Source organism: Halorubrum sp. SP9 (genome assembly GCF_005435015.1).
GTDB classification, from domain to species: domain Archaea; phylum Halobacteriota; class Halobacteria; order Halobacteriales; family Haloferacaceae; genus Halorubrum; species Halorubrum sodomense.
This window is the reverse complement of sequence record NZ_SGXU01000016.1, coordinates 1-24,286: the sequence shown is the minus strand read 5'-3', so window position 1 is coordinate 24,286 and position 24,286 is coordinate 1. Positions and strand designations below refer to the sequence as shown.

Below are 24,286 nucleotides of genomic sequence, written 5' to 3'. Positions count from 1 at the left end.
TCGGTTACCAGCATCTAGGCCACGTGAAAGTTGGATCGCCGCAGCATAGCGGTTACTGCGGAAAATACCCGAGTTCGGATTTGTAGTATTAAAATAGAGATTGACATTCTCATTCCATCCAGTTAGCACCTTAGAATTAGCAACAGTTACGTTTTGTAGTATATATCCGCTTGAGTTGACTGGATGTAACGAAACAAAGAATGGAGTTTTATCTTCAATAGTATCTGACACTTTAGCATTAGGAATTGTGATCTTGTTTGTCTGTGATGACGCATACGAGCGATTGGCTAGATCAACACTAGCCGTAACAATTCGACCCTCACTCGTTGACAGAGCAGAGTGTGTTACGTTAGAGGGTAAGTGATCTCTTATATCGTAATCAGTAGAGCCAAGAGTAGAGTTAGCAACAAGGAATCCTTTGACATCACCACCAAGATAGGGAGTATTAACAGAGATGGCCTGATTTGTTCTGAGCACATATTCAGAGAGATATCGAATTCCGATAATTTTGTTGTCATTATTTCTGGTAATAAATAGGGTTGAATTTGTATTTCCGCTGATGTTGTCAATCGTTATTCCTGCTGTCGTACGAGTATCCCGATGAAGTTGAGGTGAAGCAGTAGCCTGATCATGGATTTCAATTGTGCCATCAATAATTTTGAACGGATTTGTTGTCAATTCCTTTGTAAATTTCGTGGGAACAGAAGTGGATCCACTAGAAACAGCGATGTCGTACTCTACTCCTGTTGACTTTTTAACATCACTCGTATCAATCCCAGAGATCCGAGCAGTGTTAACGTGTATTGCGCGGCCTGTACCGTCTGGGCGTATTGTAGCTCTTAATAAAGTATTATCTTCTGATCTTATTTGTGACGTGTTAGTTATATTTCCATGTTGAATACTATCAACAGATAGCGAAGCTGAAGATGTATCAACACCCCTTGATTCGACATTCGACAAATTAATATATAATAATATTTTGTCTGTAGCGTTTATCTGATTGTTCGGTGTGATCTCTATATTAGTGATGTTTTGCTCAGATTGACCCACGAGAACCGTGTTTGGGTCACCTGTTTTGTTTAACGTGGGAACGTCATCAGAATTTTGAGCGGAGGCTAGACTCGCTCCAAATAATAACACAATAACGCCGATCACCAAACAGAGGGCGATACCGACAGACAGCCATTGGGACGATCGCATCCGGGTCATAGCGAATGGGCCACGGATGCGAGAGCGGTCGCTTCCGGGGCAGTGCGGCGTCGAAAGCCGACCCGACGCCCGTAAAGCGCCTCTTGTCACACCGCGGGGTGTGTCACTCGGGCCGATCACTTATAAATGACTTACGGACGTGAAAGCTTCCGCTGGGAGAAATAATCGCAAGACTGCGGTGTTGTCTGTACGGACTAACGAGTGCGATTTTTGAACGTATCGCGGGAAAAGTCCGAATGGGTACGAGGCTGGAAGTGGGCGCGGCGGCGGCCGAAGTCGGTCAGTGTTCGACGGCTTCCATCATCGAGAGCAGCTGCTCGGACTGGTCCACCCCTACCGGATGGAGACCCACCAGCGCGATCACGTCCTCGCTGTCCGCGTCGTCCGCCTGGTGTTGGACGGTCGCGATATAGAGGAGGACGGGAACGTCCTCGACGGAGCCGCTCTGGTTGTTCGGGCCGTTGACGTCCGCGCTGACCGTCGTCTCGTAGATCGAGACGGTGGCCTCCTCGTCGAGGATCGTTCGGGTCTCCTCGCCGCGGTCCTGAATGTCGTCCGTTTGGATGTCGGCGCTGTCACCGCCGATCCCCTGCTGATTGACCTGATTAAGGAGCCGCCGGATAAGATCTGCGCCCTCCGCTCTGACGAGCGGGTTAACGGACTGTCCGGCGACGGACGCGTTCGGGGTGCTCGCCACGAACAGCGCCGATTGCGTCGTCGAATTGATGTACCGGGCGATCCACGTCGTCGCCGACACCTGCGCGTTCACGCCCGCGGCGTTGAACTCCTGTTCGATGGTGAACGACTCCGGCTCCTGGCCGGTGAACTCGGTGTCCGCGTACGCGCTCTCCGGTATCCGTGCCGGTTCGGCGTCGAACTCGTAGTTTCCGTCCCCGCCGGCGCACCCGGCGACAGCGACCGTCGTCGAGGCGGCGAGCGCCGCGAGAAGCCCACGTCGTTTCATGTGGACAGGTAGGTCTTCGCGGTTCTTTAATACTGTCGGCGCGGGTATCGGTCGCGAGAACGCCGCAGCCGAAGGCACAAAGTTCACGTCGGGCCGCGCGCGACGTGAGGCAAATGGAACGCCGAGGACAAACCGGGCTGGTGGAAGCGCTCTTCGTAGACGTGATTCGCCTCCACGAGACGTGGATGGAGGTCGTCTTCCCGCGACAGCTCGACCCGAGCGCGGTCCTGGGAAAGTGGAGACCGGAAACGGCCGTCCAGTCGGTGGGCTACTACCTCTGGGCGGTACTCGGCGCGCCCCTCGTCGCGGTCGCGTACCCGCTGTTGCTCGTCGGGTTCGCCACGCGCTACTACGCCGCGAAGCTCGACTCGGCGGTCACGCGTATCGGCGTCGCCGGCGCCGTCCTCGTCGCCGCCGTCGTCTGGGGAGCGCTCACGGTGATCACGCACCTCCAGCTCCCCTTCGACGCCGTGATCGCGGTCGGCGCCGCCAGCGTGGTGGCGGTCGTCTCGGCCGCCCTCGCCGCCGGCTTCTCGAGGGTCGGCGGGCGGTTCGTCAGCGTCCTGCTCGCGTACCCGTTCGCGATGACGGCGCTGTTTTTACCCCCGGTCGTCGCCGCGCTCGTCACGCCGACGCTCGAGGAGTTGATCCTCCCGCCGAGCTACGACCTCGCGCGGTGGATCCTCGACACGTTCCTCTCGGTGGGTGGGGTCAACGAGACGCTCCGCGGCGCGTTCAACCTGGAGACGTTCGGCGAGCAGTGGGGGCTCCCAGGGCTGGGGTACGTCCTGATGTGGATCGGTATCTCGGTGCCGCTGGGGTGGTTCCTCGGACTGCTCGTCGCGCTAGCGAACCTGATCCGGCCGACATCGGACGCCTGATCCGGCCGACGTCGGACGCTGATTCGGGCGCGCTCACGGTCGGAGCGGTGCCGCCGGCTCACTCCCCGGGGTCGTAGTTCTCGCCCGCGGGTTCGAACGCGGACGCCGAGCGCTGCGTTTCGCGCCGTCGCTCGCGCTCCGCGATCGCTTCCGGATCCGGACTCGCGTCGTCCCCGATCCGGGCGATCGACTCGTGGACCTTCGCGTGACACCAGCGGCACAGGCCGACCGTGATCTCGTGGGAGTCGTCGCCGCCGTACGAGAGGTGGTGTTCCTCCACGAGCGGGCGAGAGTCGTCGTGAGCCAGTCGCACGTCCGCCACCCCGCACCGGACGCACTCTTTCGCGTCGGTCGTCGACCGGTAGTGGGGACACGCGCGCCACTCGCCGTCGGCGCCGACGTGACAGTCGTAGCCGTCGGCGCGTCGGTCGGCCGCGAACTCCGGATCGTCTCCGGCCCGGGTCAGCGCGAAGCGGCATCGGCCGTCGTCGGTGAGGCGGTCACAGACGCCGGCGGCCGCGTACGGGTCGTCGACGCCGACGGGGGTCCCGTCGGGAGTGCGCTCCATACCGGTCGGTGGGGGCGGACTCACTTCAATTCGGTCGCCGGAAGCGGGACGCCGAGAGGGGTTCTGGGGTCGCGGCCGGTCAGACGAGGCTCGCGCCGTCGAAGTCCGTTCGGCCGTAGTCGACATCCAGCAGGCGGAGGATGGTCGGCGCGACGTCGAGGAGGTCGGCGTCCTCTACCGTCGCGTCCGGGTGGTCGACGAACAGCGCGGCGTCGTCGAACGCGTGCATCCCGGTTCGCGGTCCGTCGGCGTCGAACACGCCGTCGTGTGACCGGAATCCGGATTTGAGGTCGAACCCGTCGTTCGGCACGACGACGAGGTCGGGCGCGATGGCGGCGTGGTCGCCTCGGAACACCGTCTCGCGGTCGACCACGCGGTCGGCGACGGGGGTTCCGTCGGGGCCGGTCCACGACTCCAGCGCGTCGCGAAGCTCCGCGCGCGTCGCCTCGTACTCGGACTCCGGGACGACGCCGTTCGGCTCGCGGTCCTCCACGTTGAGGTAGAAGCGGCCGGGAACGAGCGAGTACGCACGGGTGTCGTCGTCGATGTCGGCCAGCGAGTCGTGGTCGTCGCCCTCGTAGGAGAGCCACCCCTCGCGTTCGAGCCACTCGTTGCAGTAGACGTCGTGTCGCAGCCGAGTGAACCCGTGCGTCGAGCCGACCACGAGCGTGACGTCGCTCGGGAGCGCCTCGCGGACCGAGCCGACGTGCTCGTCGAGCGCGGCGTGGAAGGCGAGCAGCTCCTCGCGGTACGTCCCGCCGTCCTCGTAGTCGCCCCACAGGAAGTGATTGACGCGATCGGGCGCGGTGAAGACGCCGACGAAGAGGTCCCAGTCGTCCCGCTCGACGTACCGCTCGAACGCCGCTGCGCGGGCGTCGAGGGTCTCGCGGGCGTGTTCCAGGAACGCGGTCTTGTCCGCCCTGTGGCCGAGCTTCGCGTTGACGGAGAGCCGGTAGTCGCTCTCGGTGAGGTACGCGCGAAGCTCCTCGGGAGTGGCGGCCGCGTCGAGGTCGGGCGAGAGGTACCCGGAGACCATCCGCTGGACGGTCCGCTGCGGCGGGAACGTGACGGGGACGTTCAGCACCGTCGCGTCGAGCCCCGCGTCGGTCGCGCGGTCCCAGACCCGCGGTGTCTGGACGTCGCGCCCCATCGGTACGTACGTGTCGTAGGAGCCGACCTCGCGGTCCTGGAACCCGTACACACCCGTCTCGCCGGGGTTCTTCCCCGTGGTGAGGCTCGGCCAGCACGCGCTCGACTCCGCCGGGACGATGCTGTCGATCCGCCCCCCCTCACCGTCGTCCGCGATCGCCGACAGCGTCGGGAACGTCTCCGGGTTGTCGGCGACGAGCTGATACGAGAGGCCGTCGATGCCGATGAACGCCACCCGGGGGGTATCGCTCCCTCGCAGCCGGTCGAAGAGGCCCATACACACCCATCCGCGGTCGAAGGCAAAAGGATTGACATCGGGCGCTTCGCGAAACGGCGGTTCGACGCCTCGAGGAGTGGAGGGGTCGGCGGCGCGTGACGTCCGGCTCGGCAGCGCGCGAGGCCCGGGCCGCCTCCCTCGTGAGGCTTTTTGTCCGTGACCCGCGGAGGGTCCGATATGGAACACAGACGCGCGCTGCTCGTCGACGCGTTCGCCGGGGAGCCGCTGGCCGGGAACGCCGCCGGCGTCGTGCCGGACGCCGAGGGGCTGAGCGACGATCAGATGGCCGCGGTCGCCGCCGAGCTCGGCGCCTCCGAGACCGCGTTCCTGACCGCGGGCGACGGCGCGGCCGACGACCGGCTCCGTTACTTCTCGCCGACGACGGAGGTCGACCTCTGCGGACACGCCACGATAGCGACCTACGGCGCCCGCTTCGCCGAGGGGGCGATCGACAGCGGCGAGCGAACGCTCCGGACGAACGTCGGCGACCTCACCGTCGCGGTCGACGACGACGGCACCGTCTGGATGCGACAGCAGGCGCCGAGCGTCGAGGTCGTCGATGTCGACCTCGGCCGGACGGGAGACGCGCTCGGGATCGACCCCGCCGCGATGCGCGACGTGGGCGCGGACCTCCCCGTCGCGGTCGCGTCGACCGGGCTGCCGTTCCTCGTCGTCCCCGTGAACTTCTTGGAGCGGCTCGGGCAGGCCGACCCGGACGACGAGGCGGTCGAGCGCCTTTCGGAGGAGTTCGACGTCGCCGGCGTGTACGCGTTCACCTTCGACGCGCTCGACGGCGAGTCCACGCTGCACGGCCGGGCGTTCGTCCCCTCGCTCGGCGTCTCCGAGGACCCGGTCACGGGCACCGCGAGCGGGGCCGTCGGCGGGTACCTCCGTCACGTCGACGCGTTCGACGGGGACGACCCGGACGAGCTCCGGTTCGAACAGGGTCACTTCGTCGACCGGCCGGGTCACGTTCGTGTGCGCGTGGAGGCGGACGGAGTCCGCGTCGGCGGGCTCGCGACGGTCGCGCTCGACGGAGAGGTCCGGATCCCCGACGACGAGGACGACGCGATCATCGAGGCGTGAACGCCGTCGGTTCGGTCGCCGTTCGTCGCTCGATCGCGCCCGTCGACCTGGTCCCGGAAGCCGGCGCCGCGGATCGAACGCCCGGGATCGCTCCCGTCCCGTCTCTCTGGAGTTCGACCTCCCACGCGCGGCAGCGGTGCCCGTACCGATCGTCGCGGTCGGCGCCGGCGGCCTCGTCGCTGCGGGGATGACACCCCTCCGGACGACGCCGACGATGTCGCCCCGCCGATGCTCGTCTTCGGGGCGCTCGCGTTCGCGATCGGCGTGAAACACGGCGGATTCCGCGGGTTACACGCCTCGTCTCGGTCCCCGAACCGCGCCTCGTCTCGGTCAGTGGAACGGCGCCGACGCGTCCGATCCGGAATCACGGTCCTTTTGAAATACGCCCGCGAACCCGGATTCGTGCTTCCCGGGTCGCCACTCGTCGAACTGCTGTTGATCGCCGGCGGCGTCGCCCTCCTGTACGCCGGCGCCGAACTGCTCGTCGCGGGCGCGAGCGACCTCGCGCTCGCCGTGGGACTGAAGGCGTCGACCATCGGCGTCACCGTCGTCGCGTTCGCGACGACCGCCCCGGAACTCTTCGTCTCGGTGCTCGGCGCGGTCACGGTGTCGACCGACATCGGGCTCGGCGCGATCGTCGGATCGAACGTCGCCAACATCGGGCTGGTGTTGGGGATCTCCGCGATCATCCGTCCGCTCGACATCTCCGACACCGTGCTGCGCCGGCACGTCCCGTTCATGGTGCTCGCCGCGCTGCTGCTCGTCGGCCTCGGCTGGGACGGCCGGGTCGGGCTCCTCGACGGCCTCGTACTGTTGGCCGCGCTGGTCGCGTTCACCGCCGCCGTCCTCCGTCGCGTCCAGCAGAACCAGTCGGCGATTTCCGAAACGGAACGGGACGAGATGCCCGACGCGAGTGCGCGCGACGTCGCGGTCGTCGCCGTCGGCATCGCCGCGCTCGTCCTCGGCTCGCGGTGGCTGATCGACGGCGGCGAGTCGCTGCTCTCGGCCGCCGGCTTCTCGGATCTCTTCATCGGGCTCACTGTGCTGGCGCTCGGCACGTCGCTGCCCGAACTGGCCGCCAGCGTCGTCGCCGCGGTGCGCGGCGAGGCGGAGTTCAGCGTCGGCAACGTCGTCGGGTCGAACATCTACAACATCCTCGCGGTCATCGGCATCGTCGCGGTGGTGACTCCCATCGGCGTCGCCCGGAGCGTCCGCGGGTTCGAGTTCCCCGCCCTGCTCGTGTTCACCGCCGTCGCCGTCGGGATGATGCTGTACGGCGACCGCGTGACCCGCGTCGACGGCGCGGTGCTCACCGTCGGCTACGGGGTCTTCGTCTACCTGTTGCTCCCCTGACCCGGCCGGCGGGGCGGGCGACGGGGTCGCGGAGCGAATCCGAACCGACGGGTATTCGGTCGCGGGCCGCGGAGCCGGTGACGTGATAGCGATCGTCGTCAGTCGGGCCGACAGCGCCTCGGCGCACATCGGTGAGCGGCTCCTGGAGGTCGAGGACTGGGAGGCGCGCGAGGACGACTCGCGTCCCGACGCCGACGGGGGCGGGACCTACTACCGGACGGACGGGTTCGAGCTCCGCGAGTTCGACGACCTCCACATCCGCCTGTCGGACCCGACCGCCGCGTTCGACTGCGACCCCGCGTTCCTCGCGTTCGTCTCCAGACACTCGGGCGAGACCGGCAAACTCCTGACCGCGCACGCCACCGGGAACTTCGGCGGCGCCGAGCACGGCGGCGACCCCGAGTCGCTGGCGCTGGCCGCGCCCGGCGCCGAGAAGCGCGTCGTCGAGGCGCTGGCGCGACACGCGCCGGACGGGTACGAGGTCGGCATCGAGTGTACGCACCACGGCCCGACCGACGTCTCCGTCCCGTCGCTGTTCGTCGAACTCGGCTCTGACGAGCCGCAGTGGGCGGATTCCGAGGCGGCCCGGGCGGTCGCGCGGGCGGTCCTCGACCTTCGCGGGACGGGCGCGGACCTCGCCGATGATATCGAGAGTCGTCCCCGCCACGTCGTCGGCTTCGGCGGCGGCCACTACGCGCCGCGGTTCACCCGGATCGTCCGCGAGACCGAGTGGGCGGTGGGTCACGTCGGCGCCGACTGGACGCTCGCCGACCTGGGCGCGCCGGACGCGAACCGCGCCGTGATCGACGCCGCGTTCGCGCGGAGTCGGGCCGAACGCGCCGTGATCGACGGCGATCGCCCCGACCTCGCCGCGGTCGTCGAGGACCTCGGCTACCGGGTCGTGAGCGAGACGTGGGTCCGTGAGGTGGGCGACGCCCCGCTCCCGCTCGTCGAGGGCCTGGAGGCGGCGGTCGGTCCCGTCGACGAGGGGTTGCGGTTCGGCGCGGTCGTCGACGAGGCTGCCGCGGCGGTCGAGACCGCCGAAGTCGACGACCGGGACGCCTCCGACGACCAGGACGCCTCCGACGACGTCGGAGACGCGGTCCGGGTCCGTGACCTCCCGGCCGATCTGCTCGCTCGGGCGCAGGGGCTCGACGCCGAGGGGGCGCGGGAGGCCGTCGAGTCCGTCGCGGTCGCCTTCGACACGGAGCAGGGAGGAACCCGCGCGGCCGGACGCGTCGCGTTCGCGACGACCTCCGGAGCGCCGGGGTACGCCGACCTCGTCGAGGGGCTGGCGGCGGTGCTGGAGACGGCCTACGACGCGGTCGAGGTGGCGCCGGAGGTGAGCGCGGTCGTCGCCCGAGAGACCGCGTTCGACCCGTCGCTGGCGGCCGAGCGCGGCGTCCCGGAGGGGCCGGCGTTCGGTCGACTGGCCGACGGCGAGTCCGTCGACGTCGACGGCGAGACCGTCGAGCCGGAAGCCGTGTCGCGGGCGCGGACGGAACGCTTCCCGATCGACGGGGGCGCGTTCGACTGATAGATTTATAAATAGCGGCGCTTTTTCAGATTGCGAACGGAGTGCCTCTACTCGGGGCGATCGGCCGTGAACGCCGGTGATTTCGGCGTCCGACTCGCGTCAGACGAACGGGCAAAAATAAATACGTCCGGGTCGCAACCACACCATATAATGGACTCCATCGTTGAGGACGCCATCGACGAAGCCGAAGAGGCCCCCGCAGAGGACGCCGGGGGAGCCGGCGAGGGCGCCGCCGGAGGGAGCGCCGGCGCGCCGCCACAGAGCGGGACCATGACTGACGACGAGCTACAGGACGTCCTCCAGGACCTCCAGACGAACATTACGGTCGTCGGCTGCGGGGGCGCCGGCGGGAACACGGTCAACCGCATGAAACAGGAGGGGATCCACGGCGCGAAGCTCGTCGCCGCCAACACCGACGTTCAACACCTCGTCAACATCGAGGCCGACACGAAGATCCTCATGGGCCAGCAGAAGACGCAGGGCCGCGGCGCCGGCTCGCTGCCGCAGGTGGGCGAGGAGGCCGCCATCGAGTCCCAAGAAGAGATCCAGGACGCCATCGACGGCTCCGACATGGTGTTCGTCACCGCCGGGCTCGGCGGCGGCACGGGGACCGGCTCCGCGCCGGTCGTCGCGAAGGCCGCCCGCGAGTCGGGCGCCCTCACCATCGCCATCGTCACGACGCCGTTCACGGCCGAGGGCGAGGTCCGCCGAACGAACGCCGAGGCCGGCTTAGAGCGGCTCCGCGACGTCTCGGACACGGTCATCGTCGTCCCCAACGACCGCCTGCTCGACGCGGTCGGGAAGCTCCCGGTCCGGCAGGCGTTCAAGGTGTCCGACGAGGTGCTGATGCGCTCGGTGAAGGGGATCACGGAGCTCATCACGATGCCCGGACTGGTGAACCTCGACTTCGCCGACGTCCGGACCGTCATGGAGAAGGGCGGGGTCGCGATGATCGGCCTCGGCGAGTCGGACTCCGACTCGAAGGCCCAGGACTCGGTGAAGTCGGCGCTGCGCTCGCCCCTGCTCGACGTCGACATCTCCGGCGCGAACTCCGCGCTGGTGAACGTCACCGGCGGCACGGACATGTCCATCGAGGAGGCGGAGGGCGTCGTCGAGGAGATCTACGACCGGATCGACCCCGACGCGCGGATCATCTGGGGAACCTCGGTCGACGACGAGCTCGAGGGGGAGATGCGCACCATGATCGTCGTGACCGGCGTCGAGTCGCCGCAGATCTACGGCAACAACGGCGAGCCGCCGGAGGGGACGAACCCGGAGATGGAAGACATCGACTACGTGGAGTGATCGCCTAGGCCGGGGGCGCATCAAAAGGTAAAAACCGTCTCGACTCGAATCAACTGGCAACATGGACGTTCCGTACGATCTCAACAGCTACATTCGGGTGCTGAAGCTGGCGAGCACGCCGAGCACCGACGAGTTCCTCCAGGTGTCGAAGATCGCCGGCGCCGGGATCCTGCTGATCGGGTTCATCGGGTTCCTGATGTTCGCCATCATGAGCCTGCTCCCGGGGGTCGGCGCGTAATGCCGATCTACTCGGTCAAGACGACGGCGAGCCAGGAGCGCACCGTCGCCGACATGCTCGCCGAGAAGGAGACCCCCGAGATCCAGGCCGTCATCGCCCCGGATCAGCTCACGAGCTACGTGATGGTCGAGGCGACTGACGGGACCGCGTTCGGGCGAATCCTCGACGAGATCCCGCACGCCCGCGGCGTCATTCAGGGCGGCGACGGTCCCGCCGAGAGCCCCTTCTCCGAGGTCGAACATTTCCTCTCACCGACCCCGGACGTCGAGGGGATCGCCGAAGGCGACATCGTCGAGCTGATCGCCGGCCCGTTCAAGGGCGAGAAGGCGCGGGTCCAGCGGATCGACGAGGGGAAAGACCAGGTGACCGTCGAGCTGTACGAGGCGACCGTGCCGATTCCGGTGACGGTCCGCGGCGACCAGATCCGCGTGCTCGACAGCGAAGAGCGGTAGGGTAGCCGGAGGAGCGGTAGGGTAGCGGCCCTCGGCGCGTTGACGCCGGGTTCGCACGCAACGACAAGGGCTTTATTCGACGACGACGGACCGTACGGACATGTTCGGCCACGGCGCGCCGGCGGTGTTGAGCGTGATCCCCGACACGTTCACGTTCGCGTGGATCGTCGCGATCCTCTTCGCGACGGCGTGGCTGCTGGACAGTCGCGGGCTGGCCGCGGGTCGGGCGCTCGCGGCCGCGACGTGGGCGCTGTTCGGGCTCTTCTGGCTGTCGACGGTGCCGTACTTCGCGTTCGAACACCAGAGCTACGTCGAGTCGATCCTCGCGCTCGTCGGCTTCCCCGCTAGCGTGTACGCGGGGTACCTGCTGTACGACGGGCGCGCGTCGCTTTTCACCCTCACCCGGGCCATCGCGCTCATGCTGTTCATCTACCTCCCGTTCGAGACGATCCCGGCGTTCACGGTCGCCGGGTTCGCGGTCCCGGAGCCCCGTCGGATCCTCATCGAGGTCGTGGCGGCCCAGACGGGAGCCCTCATCGACCTCCTCGGATACGCGCCGGAGGCGGTGACGAGCAGGGAGGGGTACGATGCGGCGTACTCGTGGACGCTGGAGGACGGCCACACCGTCGTCATCCACATCGTGTTGGCGTGTACGGGGCTCGGGAGCATGGCCATCTTCGGCGGCCTCGTGGCCGCCGTCGAGGCCCCCATCTCCCGGAAGCTCCGCGCGCTCGCGGTGTCGATTCCGCTCATCTACGTCCTAAACATCCTCCGGACGACGTTCATCTCGGTGGTGTCGGGGAACCAGTACATGCACTGGTACCCGGACCTGGTGTTGACGATGTTCGGCGCGAGCGACCCGTACCGGGTCTCCTTCCTCATCTCCGACCGCATCATGAGCCAGGTGTTGGCGGTCGTGGCGCTCATCGCGATCACCTTCCTCGCGGTGCGGGAGCTGCCCGAGCTGGCGGTCATCTTAGAGGACGTCCTCTACCTCCTCACCGGCGAGGAACACGACCTGACGGAGGCGCTCGACCTCCCGCGCGAGCCGACGAACCGATAGGAACGGCGTCGAGTCCCCGAAGTATCTCCGAGATATATAGCGATATATAGCAAGCTATAGACGTGGCGGGCGGGTACGGGCGACCATGACCGCGAGAACGCGAAGCGGCGTCCCGGACGCCGCTCCGAGGGCCCGGTCGCGGCGAGGTGATCGGCGGTGCTGAGCGCGGTCGACCCGTTCGTGTACCTCGAGACGAACGTCGCCAAGCTGGCCTTGGCGACCGCGCTCGGCATGTTTCTCGGGTTAGAGCGCGAGTGGTCACAGAAGTCGGCCGGGATCCGGACGTTCGCGCTGGTCAGCCTCGCGGCGGCGGTGTTCTCGCTGCTCGACGAGCCGGGACTGCTCGTCGTCGGCGGGGTGTTAGTGGTCGCCAGCGCGGTGCTTCTGGCGGTTCGGAGCTTCGTCGAGGCCGACGTCGACGGGCTCTCCCTGACGACGTCGGCGTCGATGCTCGTCGCCTACGGGGTGGGAGTCCTCGTCGCCGAGGGACTGTTCATCGAGTCGGTGACGGTGGCGGTGTTATCGTCGCTCCTGCTCGTGTTGAAACGAGAGCTTCACGAGTTCGCGTGGGGACTCTCCCGCGAGGAGGTCCGCAGCGCGGTGGAGTTCACCATCCTCGCGTTCGTCGTCTTTCCGCTGTTGCCCGCGGAGACGATCGATCCGTGGGGCGCGGTCCAGCCGCGGCTGGTCTGGTCGCTCGTGGTCGCGGTCAGCGCCATCGGCTTCGTCAACTACGTGTTAGTGAAGCGGTATCAGGGGCGCGGCTACGCGGTCACGGGCTTTTTCGGCGGGCTCGTGAACTCGACCGCCGTCGTCGCGGAGATGGCGAAGCGCGCGAAAGGCCGGACGGACCTCCGCGAGATCGCGGTGGGGTCGATCCTGCTCGCGAACGCGGCCATGGCGTTCCGGAACGCCGCGGTGGTGGCCGTCTTCGCCCCCGAGGCGGCGCTCGTCGTCGGGGTGCCGCTCGGCACGATCACCGTCGCGGGGATCGGCGTCGCCGTGTGGCGGAGCGACTGGCGGACGGCGATGGAGGCGGAGCTCACCTCCCCGTTCAGCCTCGGGAACGCCCTCACCTTCGGCGCCCTCTTCCTCGTCGTGCTGTTCGTCTCCGCGGTCGCCGAGGAGACGTTCGGGGCGGGGGGATTCGTCGCCACCGCCTTCCTCGCCGGGCTGGTGTCGTCGGGGACCTCGACGACCACGGCGGTGTCGCTTCTGGGCACCGGACAGATCGGCGTCGACACCGCCGTCGCGGGCGTTGTCGCCGGCACCGCCGCCAGCATCGTCGTCAAGACCGCCTTCGCGGCGAGCATCGCGCGCGACCTGGTCAGGCCGGTGTTCCTCTGGAACCTCCTGCTGATCGGCGCGGGCGTGATCGCCGGGCTGCCGCTGTTGCTGGTCTGAGGGCGAGGACGCCCGGCCCATCGGACACCGTCGCCGGAACCCGCTCAAGAGAGGTGTTCGGCGACGTCCGTCGTGGAGACCATCCCCACGTAGTCGTCGTCGACCACCGGGAGGTGTTTCACGCCGTACATCGTCATCATCGCGGCGACCTCCTGCATCATGAGGTCCGGCGTCACCGTCTCGACGTCCTCGGTCATCACGTCGCGGACCGTCGTCGCCGCCGGGTCGAGCCCGTCGGCGACCGCCCCGACGACGTCGCTCTGCGTGACGATACACCCGCCGCCCGTCGTCACGACGAGCGCGCTGATTTCGTCGTCACGCATCCGTCGGGCGGCCTCCCGGAGCGGCGCGTCCGCTCCGACCGTCTCCAGCGGCGTCGACATCACGTCCGCGACGCGGGTCCTGTCGTCGAGATCCATACCCCGATGTGTGTTACTGTATCTCATTACTCTTCCGGAACGCACAACGCGGAGAGGCTCCGCCCGGACTCCAGCTCGGTCGACGTCCCCCTCGGCACTCTCTCACTTCGCCCGAGAGAGGTGTGCCGTGAGGTCCGTCGTCGAGACCATTCCGATCGGCCTGCCGTCGCCGTCGGTCACCGGGAGGTGCGTGTAGCCGTGGGCGGTCGGCTCCGCCAGCTCCGCGACGGTGTCGTCGCGCCCCACCGTGACGACGTCGGTCGTCATGAACGCCTCGACCGGCGTCCGGTCGTTCGGATCGTTGTCACGGACGAGCGTGACGAAGTCCGTCGCGGTGATGAGCCCCGCCAGCGTTCCGTCCGCCTCGACGACGAGGATCGAGCTAACGCCGGTCTCACGCATCTGCGACGCCGCGTCGGCCGCGGCGGCCCCGCGTTCGATCGTCGTGAGGTCGGTCGACATGAGCCGATCGACGGGAACGTCGTTCATGAGTTACGATAACGCGAACCATGATAATTAATCATCCGGTCGGTCCGGCGGGCCGGCCGGCCGGCGGGCGGCAACTCACTCACCGACGAGCGCTACCTCACTCACCGACGAGCGATTCGGGGGCGCCGGCGAGGCCGACGAGCGCGTCGGCCTCGACGTGGTGGAGGTCACCGGGGATCACGAGCAGGTGGAGCGGGTCACCGAACTCGCGGTCGGCGAGCGCGCTCAGTCGGTCGGCGGCGACGACCGCGTCCGGCGATCCCGCGCGGGCGACGACGACGCCGAGCGCGTCTCCCCACTCCTCGGCGAGCAACCCGGCGGCGACGTCCGCGGTCATGTACTCCTCGTGGTCGGGGTCGGGTCCCGTCGGTCCCGTTCCGACCTTGATGTCGAGGTAGACGACGGTGTGCAGCCCGCGCTCTCGGTTCGCTTCGATGGTCTCGACCACGCTCGCGGGGACGCCGTCGCCGCCGTGCGCGTACGGGAACGGGAGCGTCGTCGCCTTGCCGAACCGGTAGTTCTGGAGGCCGGTGAGGCTCGACGCCGCCGACTGGGCGGTCACGCCGTGGACCACCCGCGTGTCGATCCCCCGCTCCTCGGCGCGGAGGCGGAGGTCGGTGTGGGTGGTCGAGATCATCGTGTCGCCGGCGGTGAGGAAGGCGGCGTCGCCGGACGCGGCCGCCTCGAAGATCGGCTCCGGATCCCGCTCGACGCCGGCGCGGTCGCGCACCTCGATGTCGACCCCGTGGTGCGCCTCGAGGGCGGAGACGTCGGCGCCGACCAGCCGGCTGGTGTAGAACTCCGCGAAGACCCGGTCGGCCTCGCGGAGCGCCGCTCGCCCCTCGACGGTGACGGAGCGCTCGTCGTAGAGGCCGAGTCCGATGAACGTGAGCATGTCCGCGCTCGGCGCGCGCCGGCTAAAAGGGCGCGGAAACCCCGTCCGATATCGTGGAAACGTTTGACACCCTAATAGACCTTCATGATTGTCCCTTGGGATTCCATAGCAAGCCATAAGAGGGAACCAACACAACTTCCGGCCACGAGGCCCACTCGGGCTCACACACCACTATGACTGACGACGAACTCATCTGGCGGATATCGGGGGGATCCGGTGACGGGATCGCTTCGACCAGCCAGAACTTCGCGAAGGCCTTGATGCGATCGGGGCTCAACGTCTTCACGCATCGGCACTACCCGTCGCGGATCCGCGGCGGTCACACCTACACCGAGGTCCGCGCGTCGGCGGACCCCGTCGAATCCCGGGGCGACGGCTACAACTTCCTGCTCGCGCTCGGCGACTCGTTCGCCCGCAATCCGCAGGAGGAGGCCGTCTACGGCAACGAGGAGATCAAACCGCTCTCGGAGAACCTGGACGAACTCCGCGAGGGCGGCGTCATCGTCTACGACGAGGGGCTCTTGGACGCCTCCGATATCCCGGACTTCGACGAGCGCGTCGAGGAGAACGACTGGCACGTGTACCCCCTCGACCTCCGCGGGCTCGCCCGCGACATGGGTCGCGAGGTCATGCGCAACACCGCCGGCGTCGGCGCGACCTGCGCGCTGACCGGCATGGAACTCGACCACGTCGAGGACCTGATGCGCGACGCCATGCCGGAGAAGATCCTCGAGCCGAACATCGAGATCCTCGAGACCGCCTACGACCAAGTCAGCGAGGAGCACGACGTCGACGCGTCGGACGTGTCGGTCCCGGCCGGCGAACACGGCGAGACCCAGCTGCTCATGTCCGGCTCGGACGCCATCGCCTACGGCGCCATCGACGAGGGGTGCCGCTTTATCGCCGGTTACCCGATGACGCCGTGGACCGAGGTGTTCACCATCATGACGCAGAACCTGCCGAAGCTCGGCGGGATCTCCGAGCAGGTGGAAGACGAGATCGCCGCTGCCGCGCTCGCGGTGGGCGCCTCCCACGCCGGCGTCAAGGCGATGTCCGGCTCCTCCGGCGGCGGCTTCGCGCTGATGTCCGAGCCGCTCGGGCTCGCGGAGATGACGGAGACGCCGGTCGTCCTCGTCGAGGCCATGCGCGCCGGTCCCTCGACCGGGATGCCGACGAAGCCGGAGCAGTCCGACCTCGAACACGTCCTCTACACCTCGCAGGGCGACTCCCAGCGGGTCGTCCTCGCCCCGGGAACCGTCGAGGAGGCGTACGAGCAGTCGCGGCTTGCCTTCCGGCTCGCCTACGAGTACCAGATCCCGTCGATCCTCCTGTACGACCAGAAGCTCGGCGGCGAGATGACGAACGTCCCGAAGAGCCACTTCGACCGCGAGCCGAACCCGGCCCTCGGGAAGACGCTCTCGGAGGACGCGCTGGTCGACGAGCCGCACAGCGGGGACGGGAAGTTCCACCGCTTCCAGCACGACGTCGACGACGGCGTCTCGCCGCGGTCGATCCCCGGCCAGAAGGGCGGTCGCTTCCTCGCGACCGGCAACGAGCACGACCCGACCGGCCACATCAGCGAGTCCCCGGACAACCGGGTCGCGCAGATCGATCGCCGGACCCAGAAGCTGGAGGCGATCCGCGACGACCTCGACACCGTCGACACCGGCTCGTACGCCGGTCCCGGGGACGCCGAGTACGGCATCCTCACGTTCGGTAGCCAGCAGGGCACCGTCGAGGAGGCGGTCGGCCGCCTCAACGACGCCGGGGTCTCGGTGAAGTCGTACGGCGTCTCGGACATGGCGCCGTTCCCGACCGAGCAGGTCGAGGCGTTCGTCGAGAGCGTCGACGAGGTCCTCGTCGTCGAGATGACGGCGTCGGGACAGTTCCGCGGGCTCGTCCAGAAGAACCTCGGCCGCTACGGCGAGAAGCTGTCGAGCCTGCTGAAGTACAACGGGAACCCGTTCGAGCCGGCAGAGGTCGTCGACGGGTTCGAGGCCGCGATCGTCGAGGGGGACGGCGACGCGTCCGGCCACCAGACCACCTTCGTCCCAGCCGCAGGTGACTAACCAATGAGCACGTTTTCAGCGATCGGCGACGAGCGAGAGATCGACCGCGACGAGTACACCCCTAGCGTCGAGCCGCAGCCGACCTGGTGTCCGGGCTGCGGTGACTTCAGCGTCCTGAAGGCGCTGAAGCAGGCGCTGCCGGAGGTCGGGCGCACGCCCGAGGAGACCCTGCTGTGTACCGGGATCGGCTGTTCGGGTAAGCTGAACAGCTACCTCGACACGTACGGGTTCCACACGATCCACGGGCGCTCGCTGCCCGTGGCCCGCGCCGCGAAGCTCGCGAACCCCGACCTCGAAGTGATCGCCGCCGGCGGCGACGGCGACGGCTACGGGATCGGCGGGAACCACTTCGTCCACACGGCCCGGGAGAACCACGACATGACGTACATCGTGTTCAACAACGAGATCTTCGGGCTCACGAAGGGGCAGACCTCCCCGACCAGTCCGAAGGGCCACAAGTCGAAGACGCAGCCCTCGGGCAGCGCAAAGGAGCCGATCAAGCCGCTCTCGATGTCTTTGAACGCCGGCGCCTCCTACGTCGCCCGGACGGCCGCGGTGAACCCGAACCAGGCGAAGGAGATCATCACCGAGGCGATCGAACACGACGGGTTCGCGCACGTCGACTTCCTCACCCAGTGTCCGACCTGGAACAAGGACGCGCGCCAGTACGTCCCGTACATCGACGTCAACGAGTCCGACGACTACGAGTTCGACAAGACGGACCGCGTCGAGGCCGCCGAGATGATGCGCGAGACCGAGGAGTCGCTGTACGAGGGCGAAGTCCTCACCGGCCGCTTCTACGTCGACGAGGACCGCCCCTCGTACGGCGAGGAGAAGCAGGCCATCGGCGAAATGCCCGACGAACCGCTCGCCGAGCGCTACTGGGACGACGACTACGAGTGGGAGCGCTCCCACGACATGTTCCTCGACAAACACGCCTGATCGAGGCCGGCGACCGTTCACGGCGCTGCGAGTTCGTTTTTTGATTCGGAAGGTATTTTTTCATTGGTGACAAACGAAGTGATATGAGTACGGTATCGACGGAAGAGCGGATCCTCTCCGTGTTAGAAGAGGACGCGCAGGCGTCCTGCGGAGAGATCGCCGAGCGGGCGGACGTCTCGAAACCGACGGTTCGGAAGTACATCGACCGCCTCGAAGACCGGGGCGTGATCGTCGGCTACTCCGCGGAGGTCGACCCGAAGAAGCTCTCCTCGCAGTCGATCGCCATGGTGGGAATGGACGTCGATTCGGGCCAGTACGTGGAGGCCACCCGAGCGCTGAAGTCGCTCGACGAGGTCCAGGCGCTGTACACCTCCTCGGGCGACCACATGCTGATGGCCGAGGTCCGCGCCGGCGACGGCGACGAACTCGGCGACGTCATCTCCGAGAAGCTGCTCGGCGTCGACGGCGTCACCGCGGCGCACCCGTCGTTCCTCCAGGAGCGGCTGAAGTAGGCCGCCGCTCCGGTTTCCGCCGTCGCGCCCGCGTCAGGCGAGCGCTCGCGGGTCCGCGACGACGACCGACTCGTCGCCCGCCGGGCTCCGGCGGGTCCCGCGCCGCGCGAACCCGTGCGCGCTGAAAAACTCCTCCGCACTGGGGCGGTCCGGCGGGACCGTCGCGCGCAGCGTCTCGACCCCGCGGTCGGCGAGCGCGTTCCCGACGCGGGCGAGGAGCTCGTCCGCGACCCCCTCCCCCGCGCGGTTCGGGTGGACCCACAGCGCCAGCAGCTCCGCCTCCGTCCCGTCCAGATCCGGGTGTGCGATCGCCAGGCCGACGGGCCCCTCATCGCTGTCCATCAGGAAGGACCACTCCGCCTCGGCAGCGGCCTCGCGGACGCCGGCGGCCGACACGTCGAGCAAAGGCGCGCCGATGTCGTCGAACACCGTCTCCTCGCGGGCTCGCGACACCGCGGTCCGCAGCGTCTCCGCGTCGTCGGGACGAGCCGCCCGGAGCTTCATGGTCAACCGTGAGTAAAGAACGCACCTATAGGTTTCGGCGGCGGCGCGATTCGCTGCCGGCGGCGGCGCGATTCGCTGCCGGCGGCGGCCGACCAACACGGCCGGGAGCACGGAAGCGAGCGCGGGAACCGTCGGAAGCGCTACTCCACCGGTTCGATGCCGATCGCGACCGCGATACCCTCTACCTCCCACTCCTCGACGAGACCGCCGTCCGCGTCCGCCGCGTCGCTCGGGTCGTCGAGCCACGCGTCGGCGCGCACCTCGCCGGCGATCAGGTCGGCGTGGTCGTCGACGAAGCCGGCGACGCGGTCGTCGTCGACCGCGACGCCGACGCGGATCCGCGCTTCGACGTCCAGGTCGAGTTCCTTCCGCATCTCCTGGATCCGGCGGATCACGTCGCGGGCGTAGCCCTCGGACTCGATATCGGGGGTGAGGGAAGTGTCGATGTAGACGGTCCCGCCCTCGAAGTCGGCGCCGGAGACGTTCGCCGGCGGCTCCGCGACGTACTCGACCATCCCGTCGTCGAGGTCGACCGGCTCGCCGTCGACGGTCACCTTGCCGCCCTCGACCGCCGCGCGGGTCGCGCCCTGGACCGCCTCCATCACCTTCTGCGCGTCGCCGCCGAACGCCGGCCCGATGGCGGCCATCTGCGGCTCCGCGGTCTCGACCAGTTCGTCGAAGGCGTCGGTGACGACCACCTCGCGAGCGTTGACGCGGTCGGCGATCAGGGCTTCGAGCCGGTCGACCGCGGCCGCGACCGTCTCGTCATCGGTCTCGACGACCACGCGCGGCACGGGCCAGCGGAGCTTACGGCCGGCCTGCTGGCGCGCGTTCGCGGCCGCCTCCTCGACGTCGCGGAAGACCGCCACGTCGCGCTCGAGGTCGGGGTCGCGCAGGTCGGCGTCCGGTTCGGGATACGACAGCGCGTGGACCGTCGTCGCCTCGCCGTCGAGCCGCTGGTACATCCGCTCGGCGAGGTACGGCGCGATCGGCGCGAGCAGCCGGATCACCTCGTCGAGGACGGTCGCGAGCGTGGCGTACGCGCCGCGCTTCGAGGCGGAGTCGGCCTCCTCCCACATCCGGTCACGGACCGCCTTCACGTAGAACCGCGAGACGTCCTGCGTGACGAACTCGATCACGGCGTTGACCGCGTCGCTCACGCGGTAGTCGTCCCAGGCGTCGGCGACCTCGGCCTCGACGGACTGGAGCCGCGAGAGCACCCACTCGTCGACGAGCTCGAGCTCGCCGTCCGAGAGGTCGGCGTCGGCGGGGTCGTAACCGTCGAGCTCCATGTACTCCAGCGGGAACCGGAACACGTTCCAGAGGATGTTGAGCTTCCCCTGGATCTCGCCGAGCCCGTCCCACTCGAACGCGAGGTCGACCCCCTGCTGGTCGTGGCTGAGCAGGTACGTGCGGAGCGGGTCGCGCCCGGCGCGGTCGATCGCCTCCTCTGGCGTGACGATGTTGCCGACCGACTTCGACATCTTCCGCCCGTCCTCGTCGTTCGCGAAGCCGTGCATCAGCACCTCCTCGTAGGGGATCTCGCCGACCGCGGCGGTCCCCATTCCGAGCTGCGACCAGAACCAGCCGCGGGTCTGGTCGTGCGCCTCGACGACGAGGTCGGCGGGCCACAGCTCCTCGTGGGCGTCCGTCTCGCTCGGGTAGCCGAGCGTGCCCCACGTCGCGACCGAGGAGTCGAGCCACACGTCGAACACGTCCTCGACCCGGCGGTACGTCGTCCCGTCCTCGACGATCGTGAGGTCGTCGACCGAGGGGCGGTGGAGGTCGATCGACTCGGGGTCGACGTCTTCCTCGACTCGCTCGGCCAGCTCCTCGCGGGTGCCGATCACGATCATGTCCTCGTCGAGGTTCCCTGCCGCCGCGTCCTCAGGGACCCAGATGGGGATCGGGATCCCCCAGTAGCGCTGGCGGGAGACGTTCCAGTCGGGCGCGTCCTCGATGAAGTCGCGGAAGCGGTTGTCCCGCGCCCACTCGGGGTGCCACTCCGAGTCCTCCATGTTGTCGAGGAGCTCGTCTTTCACGTCCGTGATCGAGATGAACCACTGGTCGGTGACCAGCTGGATGATCCCGGTGTCACACCGCCAGCAGTGGCCGTAGCTGTGCTCGACGGTGCCGTGCGCGAGCATGTGGCCGTCCGCGACGAGGTCGTCGACGATGTCGGCGTTGGCGTCGCGCACGAACTGCCCGGCGTACTCGCCGGCCGCCTCGGTGAACTCGCCGTTGGGCGCGACCGGACAGAAGATGTCTAAGCCGAGCTCCGTGCCGCGGTGGAAGTCCTCCTCCCCGTGACCCGGCGCGGAGTGGACGAGGCCGGTGCGGTCGGCCTCGACGTAGTCGGCCGCGTACACCTCGCCGGCGCCCTCGAAGTCGGGGTACTCGGCGACGCGGTCGGCGAGCGGGTGGTCGTACGCCCAGCCGACCAGCTCGTCGCCGGTGAGCTCGGCCTCGACCTCGTAGCTCTCGTATCGGCCCTCCTGTAACACGTCCTCGACGCACTCCGCGGCGACGTAGATGAGCTCCGCCTCGCCGTCCTTCTCGGCGCGGACGGCGTTGTACGTGAGCTCCTCGTCGACGGCGACGAAGGTGTTCGCGGGGACCGTCCACGGCGTCGTCGTCCAGATGACGAGACTCCCCTCCCGGTCCGCGAGCGGGAACTTCACGTAGATGGAGGGGTCCTCGACGTCCTCGTACTCGACCTCGTTGTTGGCGAGCCCCGTCTCACAGCGCGGGCACTGAGAGATGGAGCGTTTCCCCTGCTCGACGAGGCCGTTGTCGGCCACCTCGGAGAACGCCCACCAGGCGGCCTCCATGTACTCCGGCGAGATGGTCTCGTAGGGGTCGTCCCAGTCCATCCACGCGCCGATGGACTTGAAGTCCTCGTCCATCGCCGCCCGGTTCTCGAGGGCGAACTCCTTACACTTCTCGATGAACGGCTCCATGCCGTACTCCTCGATGTCTCGCTTGTTCTCGAAGCCGAGCTCCTCCTCGACTTTCACCTCGATCGGGAGCCCGTGCATGTCGTAGCCGGGGCGGTCGGTGACGCGGTGGCCGGTCATCCGCTCGTGGCGGATGATCGCGTCCTTCAGCGTCTTGTTCCAGGCCGTCCCGAGATGCATCTGCCCGGAGGTGTACGGCGGGCCGTCCACGAAAAAGAACGGCGGGTCGTCGGCGTGCGCCTCCTTCGCCGCCTCGTAGGCGTCGTGGTCGTCCCAGTACTCGTCGACCGCGGCCTCGACGTCCGCGGGCGCGTACTGGTCGTCGATCTGCTCCATACGCGTTGGTCTGCGCGCGCGTATTTGAATACGGCGGAGTCGTGGGAACGGTTCAGCGGCCGGGGGACGGGACAAGACACTACTGCCGGGAGCCGAACGCTCCGGACATGGAGACCCCGCGAGTCGTGCGCGAGAACCTCGGGTACGCGCTCCTCGGCGGGCCGGCGCTGGCCGCCGTCTCGTTCGTCGCCGGCGCTGAGTTCCTCGGCGCGGCCGCGGGCGTCGTCGCGGCCGCGACGTACGCGCTCGGCTGGGCGCTCTCGGCGCGGCGGTCCGAGTCGGCGGCGGCGCGGTCGGCGGCGGCGCGGTCGGCGGCGGCGCAGTCAGCGGCGGACGCGGACGGCGATCGCGAGCGTCGCGAGCGAGAGGCCGAGGCGGAGAAGGGCGGCTACGGCGGGGGCGGCGGCGGGTAGCGGTCGAGGCCGCCGTCGCTCATCGCGGAGCGGCGGAGTCGCCGCTCACCGCGGGTCGGGCGCGCCGTCGGAGAAGTAGTCGGCGAGCCGCTCGGCGGCCTCCGTCGCGCGCGGCGTCACCAGGGCGAACCGGACCCACTCGTCGCGAGCGGTGCCGAACGCGTCGCCCGGCATCCCCGCGACGCCCGCCTCGTCGACCAGGCGCTTGACGTTCGCCATCGTGCCGGGGAATCCCTCGAAGCGCGCGAGGACGTAGAAGGCGCCCGCCGGACGGCTGTACTCCGCGCCCGCCGCGTCGAGCGCGTCGGTGAACGCGTCGACGCGGTCCGCGAGCAGGCCGCGCGCCTCGGCGTAGTAGCGCTGCGGCGTTTCGGCGAGCGCGTGAGACACCGCGTACTGGGAGGGGCGCGCCCCGGCGACGTTCACGAGCATGTGTCGCGTCTTGGCGTCACCGACGTGCGCCTCCGGGAAGACCCCGTAGCCGACGCGGAACCCCGTGATCGCCATCGACTTCGAGAAGCCGCCGGTGACTATCACGCGGTCCGAATCGAGCGTCAGCGCCGACTCGAACGAGCCGGAGAGGTCGAACCGGTCGTACACCTCGTCGACGACGACGAGCGCGTCGACCGCCTCCGCGATACTGACGACCTCGCGGACCGCGTCGAGGTCGTACACCGCCCCAGTGGGGTTGTTCGGCGTGTTGAGGACGATGAGGGCGGTGTCCGCGCTCGCGGCCTCGCGGACCGCGTCCACGTCGAGGCTTCCGTCGCGGGCGGTCGGCACGAGCGTCGGCTCCCCGCCGAGCAGGTGGGTCTTTCCGGGATAGTACGGGTACACGGGGTCCATGAGCAGCGCCTCGTCGCCGGCGCCGCGGTCGAGGGCGCGCGCCATGGCGAGGTAGTTCGCCTCGCCGGTGCCGTTGGTGACGACCACGCGGTCGGGGGCGACGCCCTCGCGGGTCGCGATGGCCTCCCGGAGCTCGCGGAGCCCCTCGCTCGGCGGGTACTGGAAGTCGGCGGGCGGGAGGTCGGCGTACTCGCGGAGCGCCTCGCGCAGCGCGGCGGGCGGCTCCCAGTCGGGGTTGCCGCTCACCATGTCGATGACGTCGCCGTCGGCGGCCGCGGCGTACTGCATCACGTGGAAGAACTTCGGCTCCTCGTACTCCATACGGTCGGGTCGGGCGCGCCCGCCGTGGCTCTTTCGACCCGCGAGCGGCGCCGCGGGCGGAGCGGGGCGTCGCGGGGCGGAGCGCCGCGGAGCGGGG

At 68.2% G+C, this 24,286-nt stretch carries 22 protein-coding genes; 13 read left to right on the top strand and 9 right to left on the bottom strand.

Translation table 11 applies throughout. The annotated features are described in order from the left end of the window. Positions 1-1,489: 1,489 nt before the first annotated feature. Positions 1,490-2,173 carry a DUF6517 family protein gene (locus tag EXE45_RS10650; RefSeq protein WP_137694312.1) on the bottom strand — a complete coding sequence of 228 codons (684 nt, stop codon included), beginning with the start codon at positions 2,171-2,173 and terminating at the stop codon, positions 1,490-1,492. A gap of 140 nt (positions 2,174-2,313) precedes the next feature. On the opposite strand from EXE45_RS10650, the gene EXE45_RS10645 reads away from it, so the two are divergent. Further along, on the top strand, positions 2,314-3,054 hold the full coding sequence (locus tag EXE45_RS10645) for a hypothetical protein (protein ID WP_137694311.1): 741 nt from the start codon (positions 2,314-2,316) through the stop codon (positions 3,052-3,054). A gap of 58 nt (positions 3,055-3,112) precedes the next feature. Here EXE45_RS10645 and EXE45_RS10640 read toward each other — a convergent pair whose 3' ends face one another. Together EXE45_RS10640 and EXE45_RS10635 are read right to left on the bottom strand one after the other, a co-directional pair. Further along, a complete protein-coding gene (locus tag EXE45_RS10640; protein ID WP_137694310.1) occupies positions 3,113-3,622 on the bottom strand; it encodes a hypothetical protein in 510 nt (169 codons plus the stop codon). Positions 3,623-3,701: 79 nt separating this feature from the next. Then, complete coding sequence (locus EXE45_RS10635; RefSeq protein ID WP_137694309.1) at positions 3,702-5,048, bottom strand: alkaline phosphatase family protein; 1,347 nt, start codon at positions 5,046-5,048, stop codon at positions 3,702-3,704. Between the two features lie 177 nt (positions 5,049-5,225). On the opposite strand from EXE45_RS10635, the gene EXE45_RS10630 reads away from it, so the two are divergent. The 8 genes from EXE45_RS10630 to EXE45_RS10590 all read left to right on the top strand — a co-directional run bounded on the left by EXE45_RS10630 (position 5,226) and on the right by EXE45_RS10590 (position 13,486). Further along, positions 5,226-6,134, top strand: coding sequence for a PhzF family phenazine biosynthesis protein (locus tag EXE45_RS10630; protein ID WP_137694308.1), 909 nt, complete (start codon positions 5,226-5,228; stop codon positions 6,132-6,134). Between the two features lie 402 nt (positions 6,135-6,536). Further along, positions 6,537-7,487 carry a calcium/sodium antiporter gene (locus EXE45_RS10620; protein WP_137694337.1) on the top strand — a complete coding sequence of 317 codons (951 nt, stop codon included), beginning with the start codon at positions 6,537-6,539 and terminating at the stop codon, positions 7,485-7,487. Between the two features lie 82 nt (positions 7,488-7,569). After that, positions 7,570-9,024 (top strand): D-aminoacyl-tRNA deacylase, encoded by a 1,455-nt coding sequence (locus EXE45_RS10615; protein WP_137694307.1) that lies wholly within the window; start codon positions 7,570-7,572, stop codon positions 9,022-9,024. 150 nt (positions 9,025-9,174) lie between these two features. Further along, positions 9,175-10,329: a cell division protein FtsZ gene (ftsZ, locus tag EXE45_RS10610; RefSeq protein ID WP_092921213.1), complete on the top strand. Its 1,155-nt coding sequence runs from the start codon at positions 9,175-9,177 to the stop codon at positions 10,327-10,329. Positions 10,330-10,390: 61 nt separating this feature from the next. Next, positions 10,391-10,567, top strand: coding sequence for a protein translocase SEC61 complex subunit gamma (locus EXE45_RS10605; protein WP_006628863.1), 177 nt, complete (start codon positions 10,391-10,393; stop codon positions 10,565-10,567). Further along, entirely contained in the window at positions 10,567-11,019 is a 453-nt protein-coding gene (locus EXE45_RS10600; RefSeq protein ID WP_092921212.1) for a transcription elongation factor Spt5, read from the top strand. Before EXE45_RS10605 ends, EXE45_RS10600 begins: the two co-directional genes overlap by 1 nt. A gap of 100 nt (positions 11,020-11,119) precedes the next feature. After that, positions 11,120-12,082 carry an archaeosortase A gene (artA, locus tag EXE45_RS10595; RefSeq protein WP_092921211.1) on the top strand — a complete coding sequence of 321 codons (963 nt, stop codon included), beginning with the start codon at positions 11,120-11,122 and terminating at the stop codon, positions 12,080-12,082. A 156-nt stretch (positions 12,083-12,238) separates the two neighbouring features. Further along, positions 12,239-13,486 (top strand): MgtC/SapB family protein, encoded by a 1,248-nt coding sequence (locus EXE45_RS10590; protein ID WP_137694306.1) that lies wholly within the window; start codon positions 12,239-12,241, stop codon positions 13,484-13,486. Positions 13,487-13,530: 44 nt separating this feature from the next. Here EXE45_RS10590 and EXE45_RS10585 read toward each other — a convergent pair whose 3' ends face one another. The 3 genes from EXE45_RS10585 to dph5 all read right to left on the bottom strand — a co-directional run bounded on the left by EXE45_RS10585 (position 13,531) and on the right by dph5 (position 15,289). Further along, positions 13,531-13,905: a cyclic nucleotide-binding/CBS domain-containing protein gene (locus tag EXE45_RS10585; RefSeq protein WP_092921209.1), complete on the bottom strand. Its 375-nt coding sequence runs from the start codon at positions 13,903-13,905 to the stop codon at positions 13,531-13,533. A 102-nt stretch (positions 13,906-14,007) separates the two neighbouring features. Then, positions 14,008-14,394: a CBS domain-containing protein gene (locus EXE45_RS10580; protein ID WP_092921208.1), complete on the bottom strand. Its 387-nt coding sequence runs from the start codon at positions 14,392-14,394 to the stop codon at positions 14,008-14,010. A 97-nt stretch (positions 14,395-14,491) separates the two neighbouring features. Then, positions 14,492-15,289 carry a diphthine synthase gene (gene dph5 / locus EXE45_RS10575; protein ID WP_092921207.1) on the bottom strand — a complete coding sequence of 266 codons (798 nt, stop codon included), beginning with the start codon at positions 15,287-15,289 and terminating at the stop codon, positions 14,492-14,494. A 173-nt stretch (positions 15,290-15,462) separates the two neighbouring features. Here dph5 and EXE45_RS10570 point away from each other — a divergent pair, with 173 nt between their 5' ends. The 3 genes from EXE45_RS10570 to lrpA1 all read left to right on the top strand — a co-directional run bounded on the left by EXE45_RS10570 (position 15,463) and on the right by lrpA1 (position 18,812). After that, positions 15,463-17,358 carry a 2-oxoacid:acceptor oxidoreductase subunit alpha gene (locus EXE45_RS10570; protein WP_092921206.1) on the top strand — a complete coding sequence of 632 codons (1,896 nt, stop codon included), beginning with the start codon at positions 15,463-15,465 and terminating at the stop codon, positions 17,356-17,358. A 3-nt stretch (positions 17,359-17,361) separates the two neighbouring features. After that, positions 17,362-18,300 (top strand): thiamine pyrophosphate-dependent enzyme, encoded by a 939-nt coding sequence (locus EXE45_RS10565; protein WP_092921205.1) that lies wholly within the window; start codon positions 17,362-17,364, stop codon positions 18,298-18,300. Between the two features lie 83 nt (positions 18,301-18,383). Then, positions 18,384-18,812 (top strand): HTH-type transcriptional regulator LrpA1, encoded by a 429-nt coding sequence (gene lrpA1, locus EXE45_RS10560; RefSeq protein WP_092921204.1) that lies wholly within the window; start codon positions 18,384-18,386, stop codon positions 18,810-18,812. A 33-nt stretch (positions 18,813-18,845) separates the two neighbouring features. Here lrpA1 and EXE45_RS10555 read toward each other — a convergent pair whose 3' ends face one another. Together EXE45_RS10555 and ileS are read right to left on the bottom strand one after the other, a co-directional pair. Further along, on the bottom strand, positions 18,846-19,316 hold the full coding sequence (locus EXE45_RS10555; protein ID WP_092921203.1) for an N-acetyltransferase: 471 nt from the start codon (positions 19,314-19,316) through the stop codon (positions 18,846-18,848). 140 nt (positions 19,317-19,456) lie between these two features. Then, entirely contained in the window at positions 19,457-22,609 is a 3,153-nt protein-coding gene (ileS, locus tag EXE45_RS10550) for an isoleucine--tRNA ligase (protein WP_137694305.1), read from the bottom strand. A 107-nt stretch (positions 22,610-22,716) separates the two neighbouring features. Between ileS and EXE45_RS10545 the strand changes: the two genes are divergently transcribed. Continuing rightward, positions 22,717-23,022: a hypothetical protein gene (locus EXE45_RS10545; RefSeq protein ID WP_137694304.1), complete on the top strand. Its 306-nt coding sequence runs from the start codon at positions 22,717-22,719 to the stop codon at positions 23,020-23,022. A gap of 45 nt (positions 23,023-23,067) precedes the next feature. On the opposite strand, the gene EXE45_RS10540 is transcribed toward EXE45_RS10545, so the two are convergent. Continuing rightward, entirely contained in the window at positions 23,068-24,189 is a 1,122-nt protein-coding gene (locus EXE45_RS10540; RefSeq protein WP_137694303.1) for a pyridoxal phosphate-dependent aminotransferase, read from the bottom strand. Positions 24,190-24,286: the final 97 nt, after the last annotated feature.

Bases quoted from the DNA above. Each gene is read 5' to 3' on its own strand.
- ileS (WP_137694305.1), bottom strand. From the start codon at position 22,609: ATGGAGCAGATCGACGACCAGTACGCGCCCGCGGACGTCGAGGCCGCG.
- artA (WP_092921211.1), top strand. From the start codon at position 11,120: ATGTTCGGCCACGGCGCGCCGGCGGTGTTGAGCGTGATCCCCGACACG.
- EXE45_RS10570 (WP_092921206.1), top strand. From the start codon at position 15,463: ATGACTGACGACGAACTCATCTGGCGGATATCGGGGGGATCCGGTGAC.
- EXE45_RS10640 (WP_137694310.1), bottom strand. From the start codon at position 3,622: ATGGAGCGCACTCCCGACGGGACCCCCGTCGGCGTCGACGACCCGTAC.
- dph5 (WP_092921207.1), bottom strand. From the start codon at position 15,289: ATGCTCACGTTCATCGGACTCGGCCTCTACGACGAGCGCTCCGTCACC.
- EXE45_RS10600 (WP_092921212.1), top strand. From the start codon at position 10,567: ATGCCGATCTACTCGGTCAAGACGACGGCGAGCCAGGAGCGCACCGTC.
- EXE45_RS10540 (WP_137694303.1), bottom strand. From the start codon at position 24,189: ATGGAGTACGAGGAGCCGAAGTTCTTCCACGTGATGCAGTACGCCGCG.
- ftsZ (WP_092921213.1), top strand. From the start codon at position 9,175: ATGGACTCCATCGTTGAGGACGCCATCGACGAAGCCGAAGAGGCCCCC.
- EXE45_RS10580 (WP_092921208.1), bottom strand. From the start codon at position 14,394: ATGAACGACGTTCCCGTCGATCGGCTCATGTCGACCGACCTCACGACG.
- EXE45_RS10630 (WP_137694308.1), top strand. From the start codon at position 5,226: ATGGAACACAGACGCGCGCTGCTCGTCGACGCGTTCGCCGGGGAGCCG.
- EXE45_RS10635 (WP_137694309.1), bottom strand. From the start codon at position 5,048: ATGGGCCTCTTCGACCGGCTGCGAGGGAGCGATACCCCCCGGGTGGCG.
- EXE45_RS10650 (WP_137694312.1), bottom strand. From the start codon at position 2,173: ATGAAACGACGTGGGCTTCTCGCGGCGCTCGCCGCCTCGACGACGGTC.
- EXE45_RS10605 (WP_006628863.1), top strand. From the start codon at position 10,391: ATGGACGTTCCGTACGATCTCAACAGCTACATTCGGGTGCTGAAGCTG.
- EXE45_RS10565 (WP_092921205.1), top strand. From the start codon at position 17,362: ATGAGCACGTTTTCAGCGATCGGCGACGAGCGAGAGATCGACCGCGAC.
- EXE45_RS10585 (WP_092921209.1), bottom strand. From the start codon at position 13,905: ATGGATCTCGACGACAGGACCCGCGTCGCGGACGTGATGTCGACGCCG.
- EXE45_RS10555 (WP_092921203.1), bottom strand. From the start codon at position 19,316: ATGAAGCTCCGGGCGGCTCGTCCCGACGACGCGGAGACGCTGCGGACC.
- EXE45_RS10545 (WP_137694304.1), top strand. From the start codon at position 22,717: ATGGAGACCCCGCGAGTCGTGCGCGAGAACCTCGGGTACGCGCTCCTC.
- lrpA1 (WP_092921204.1), top strand. From the start codon at position 18,384: ATGAGTACGGTATCGACGGAAGAGCGGATCCTCTCCGTGTTAGAAGAG.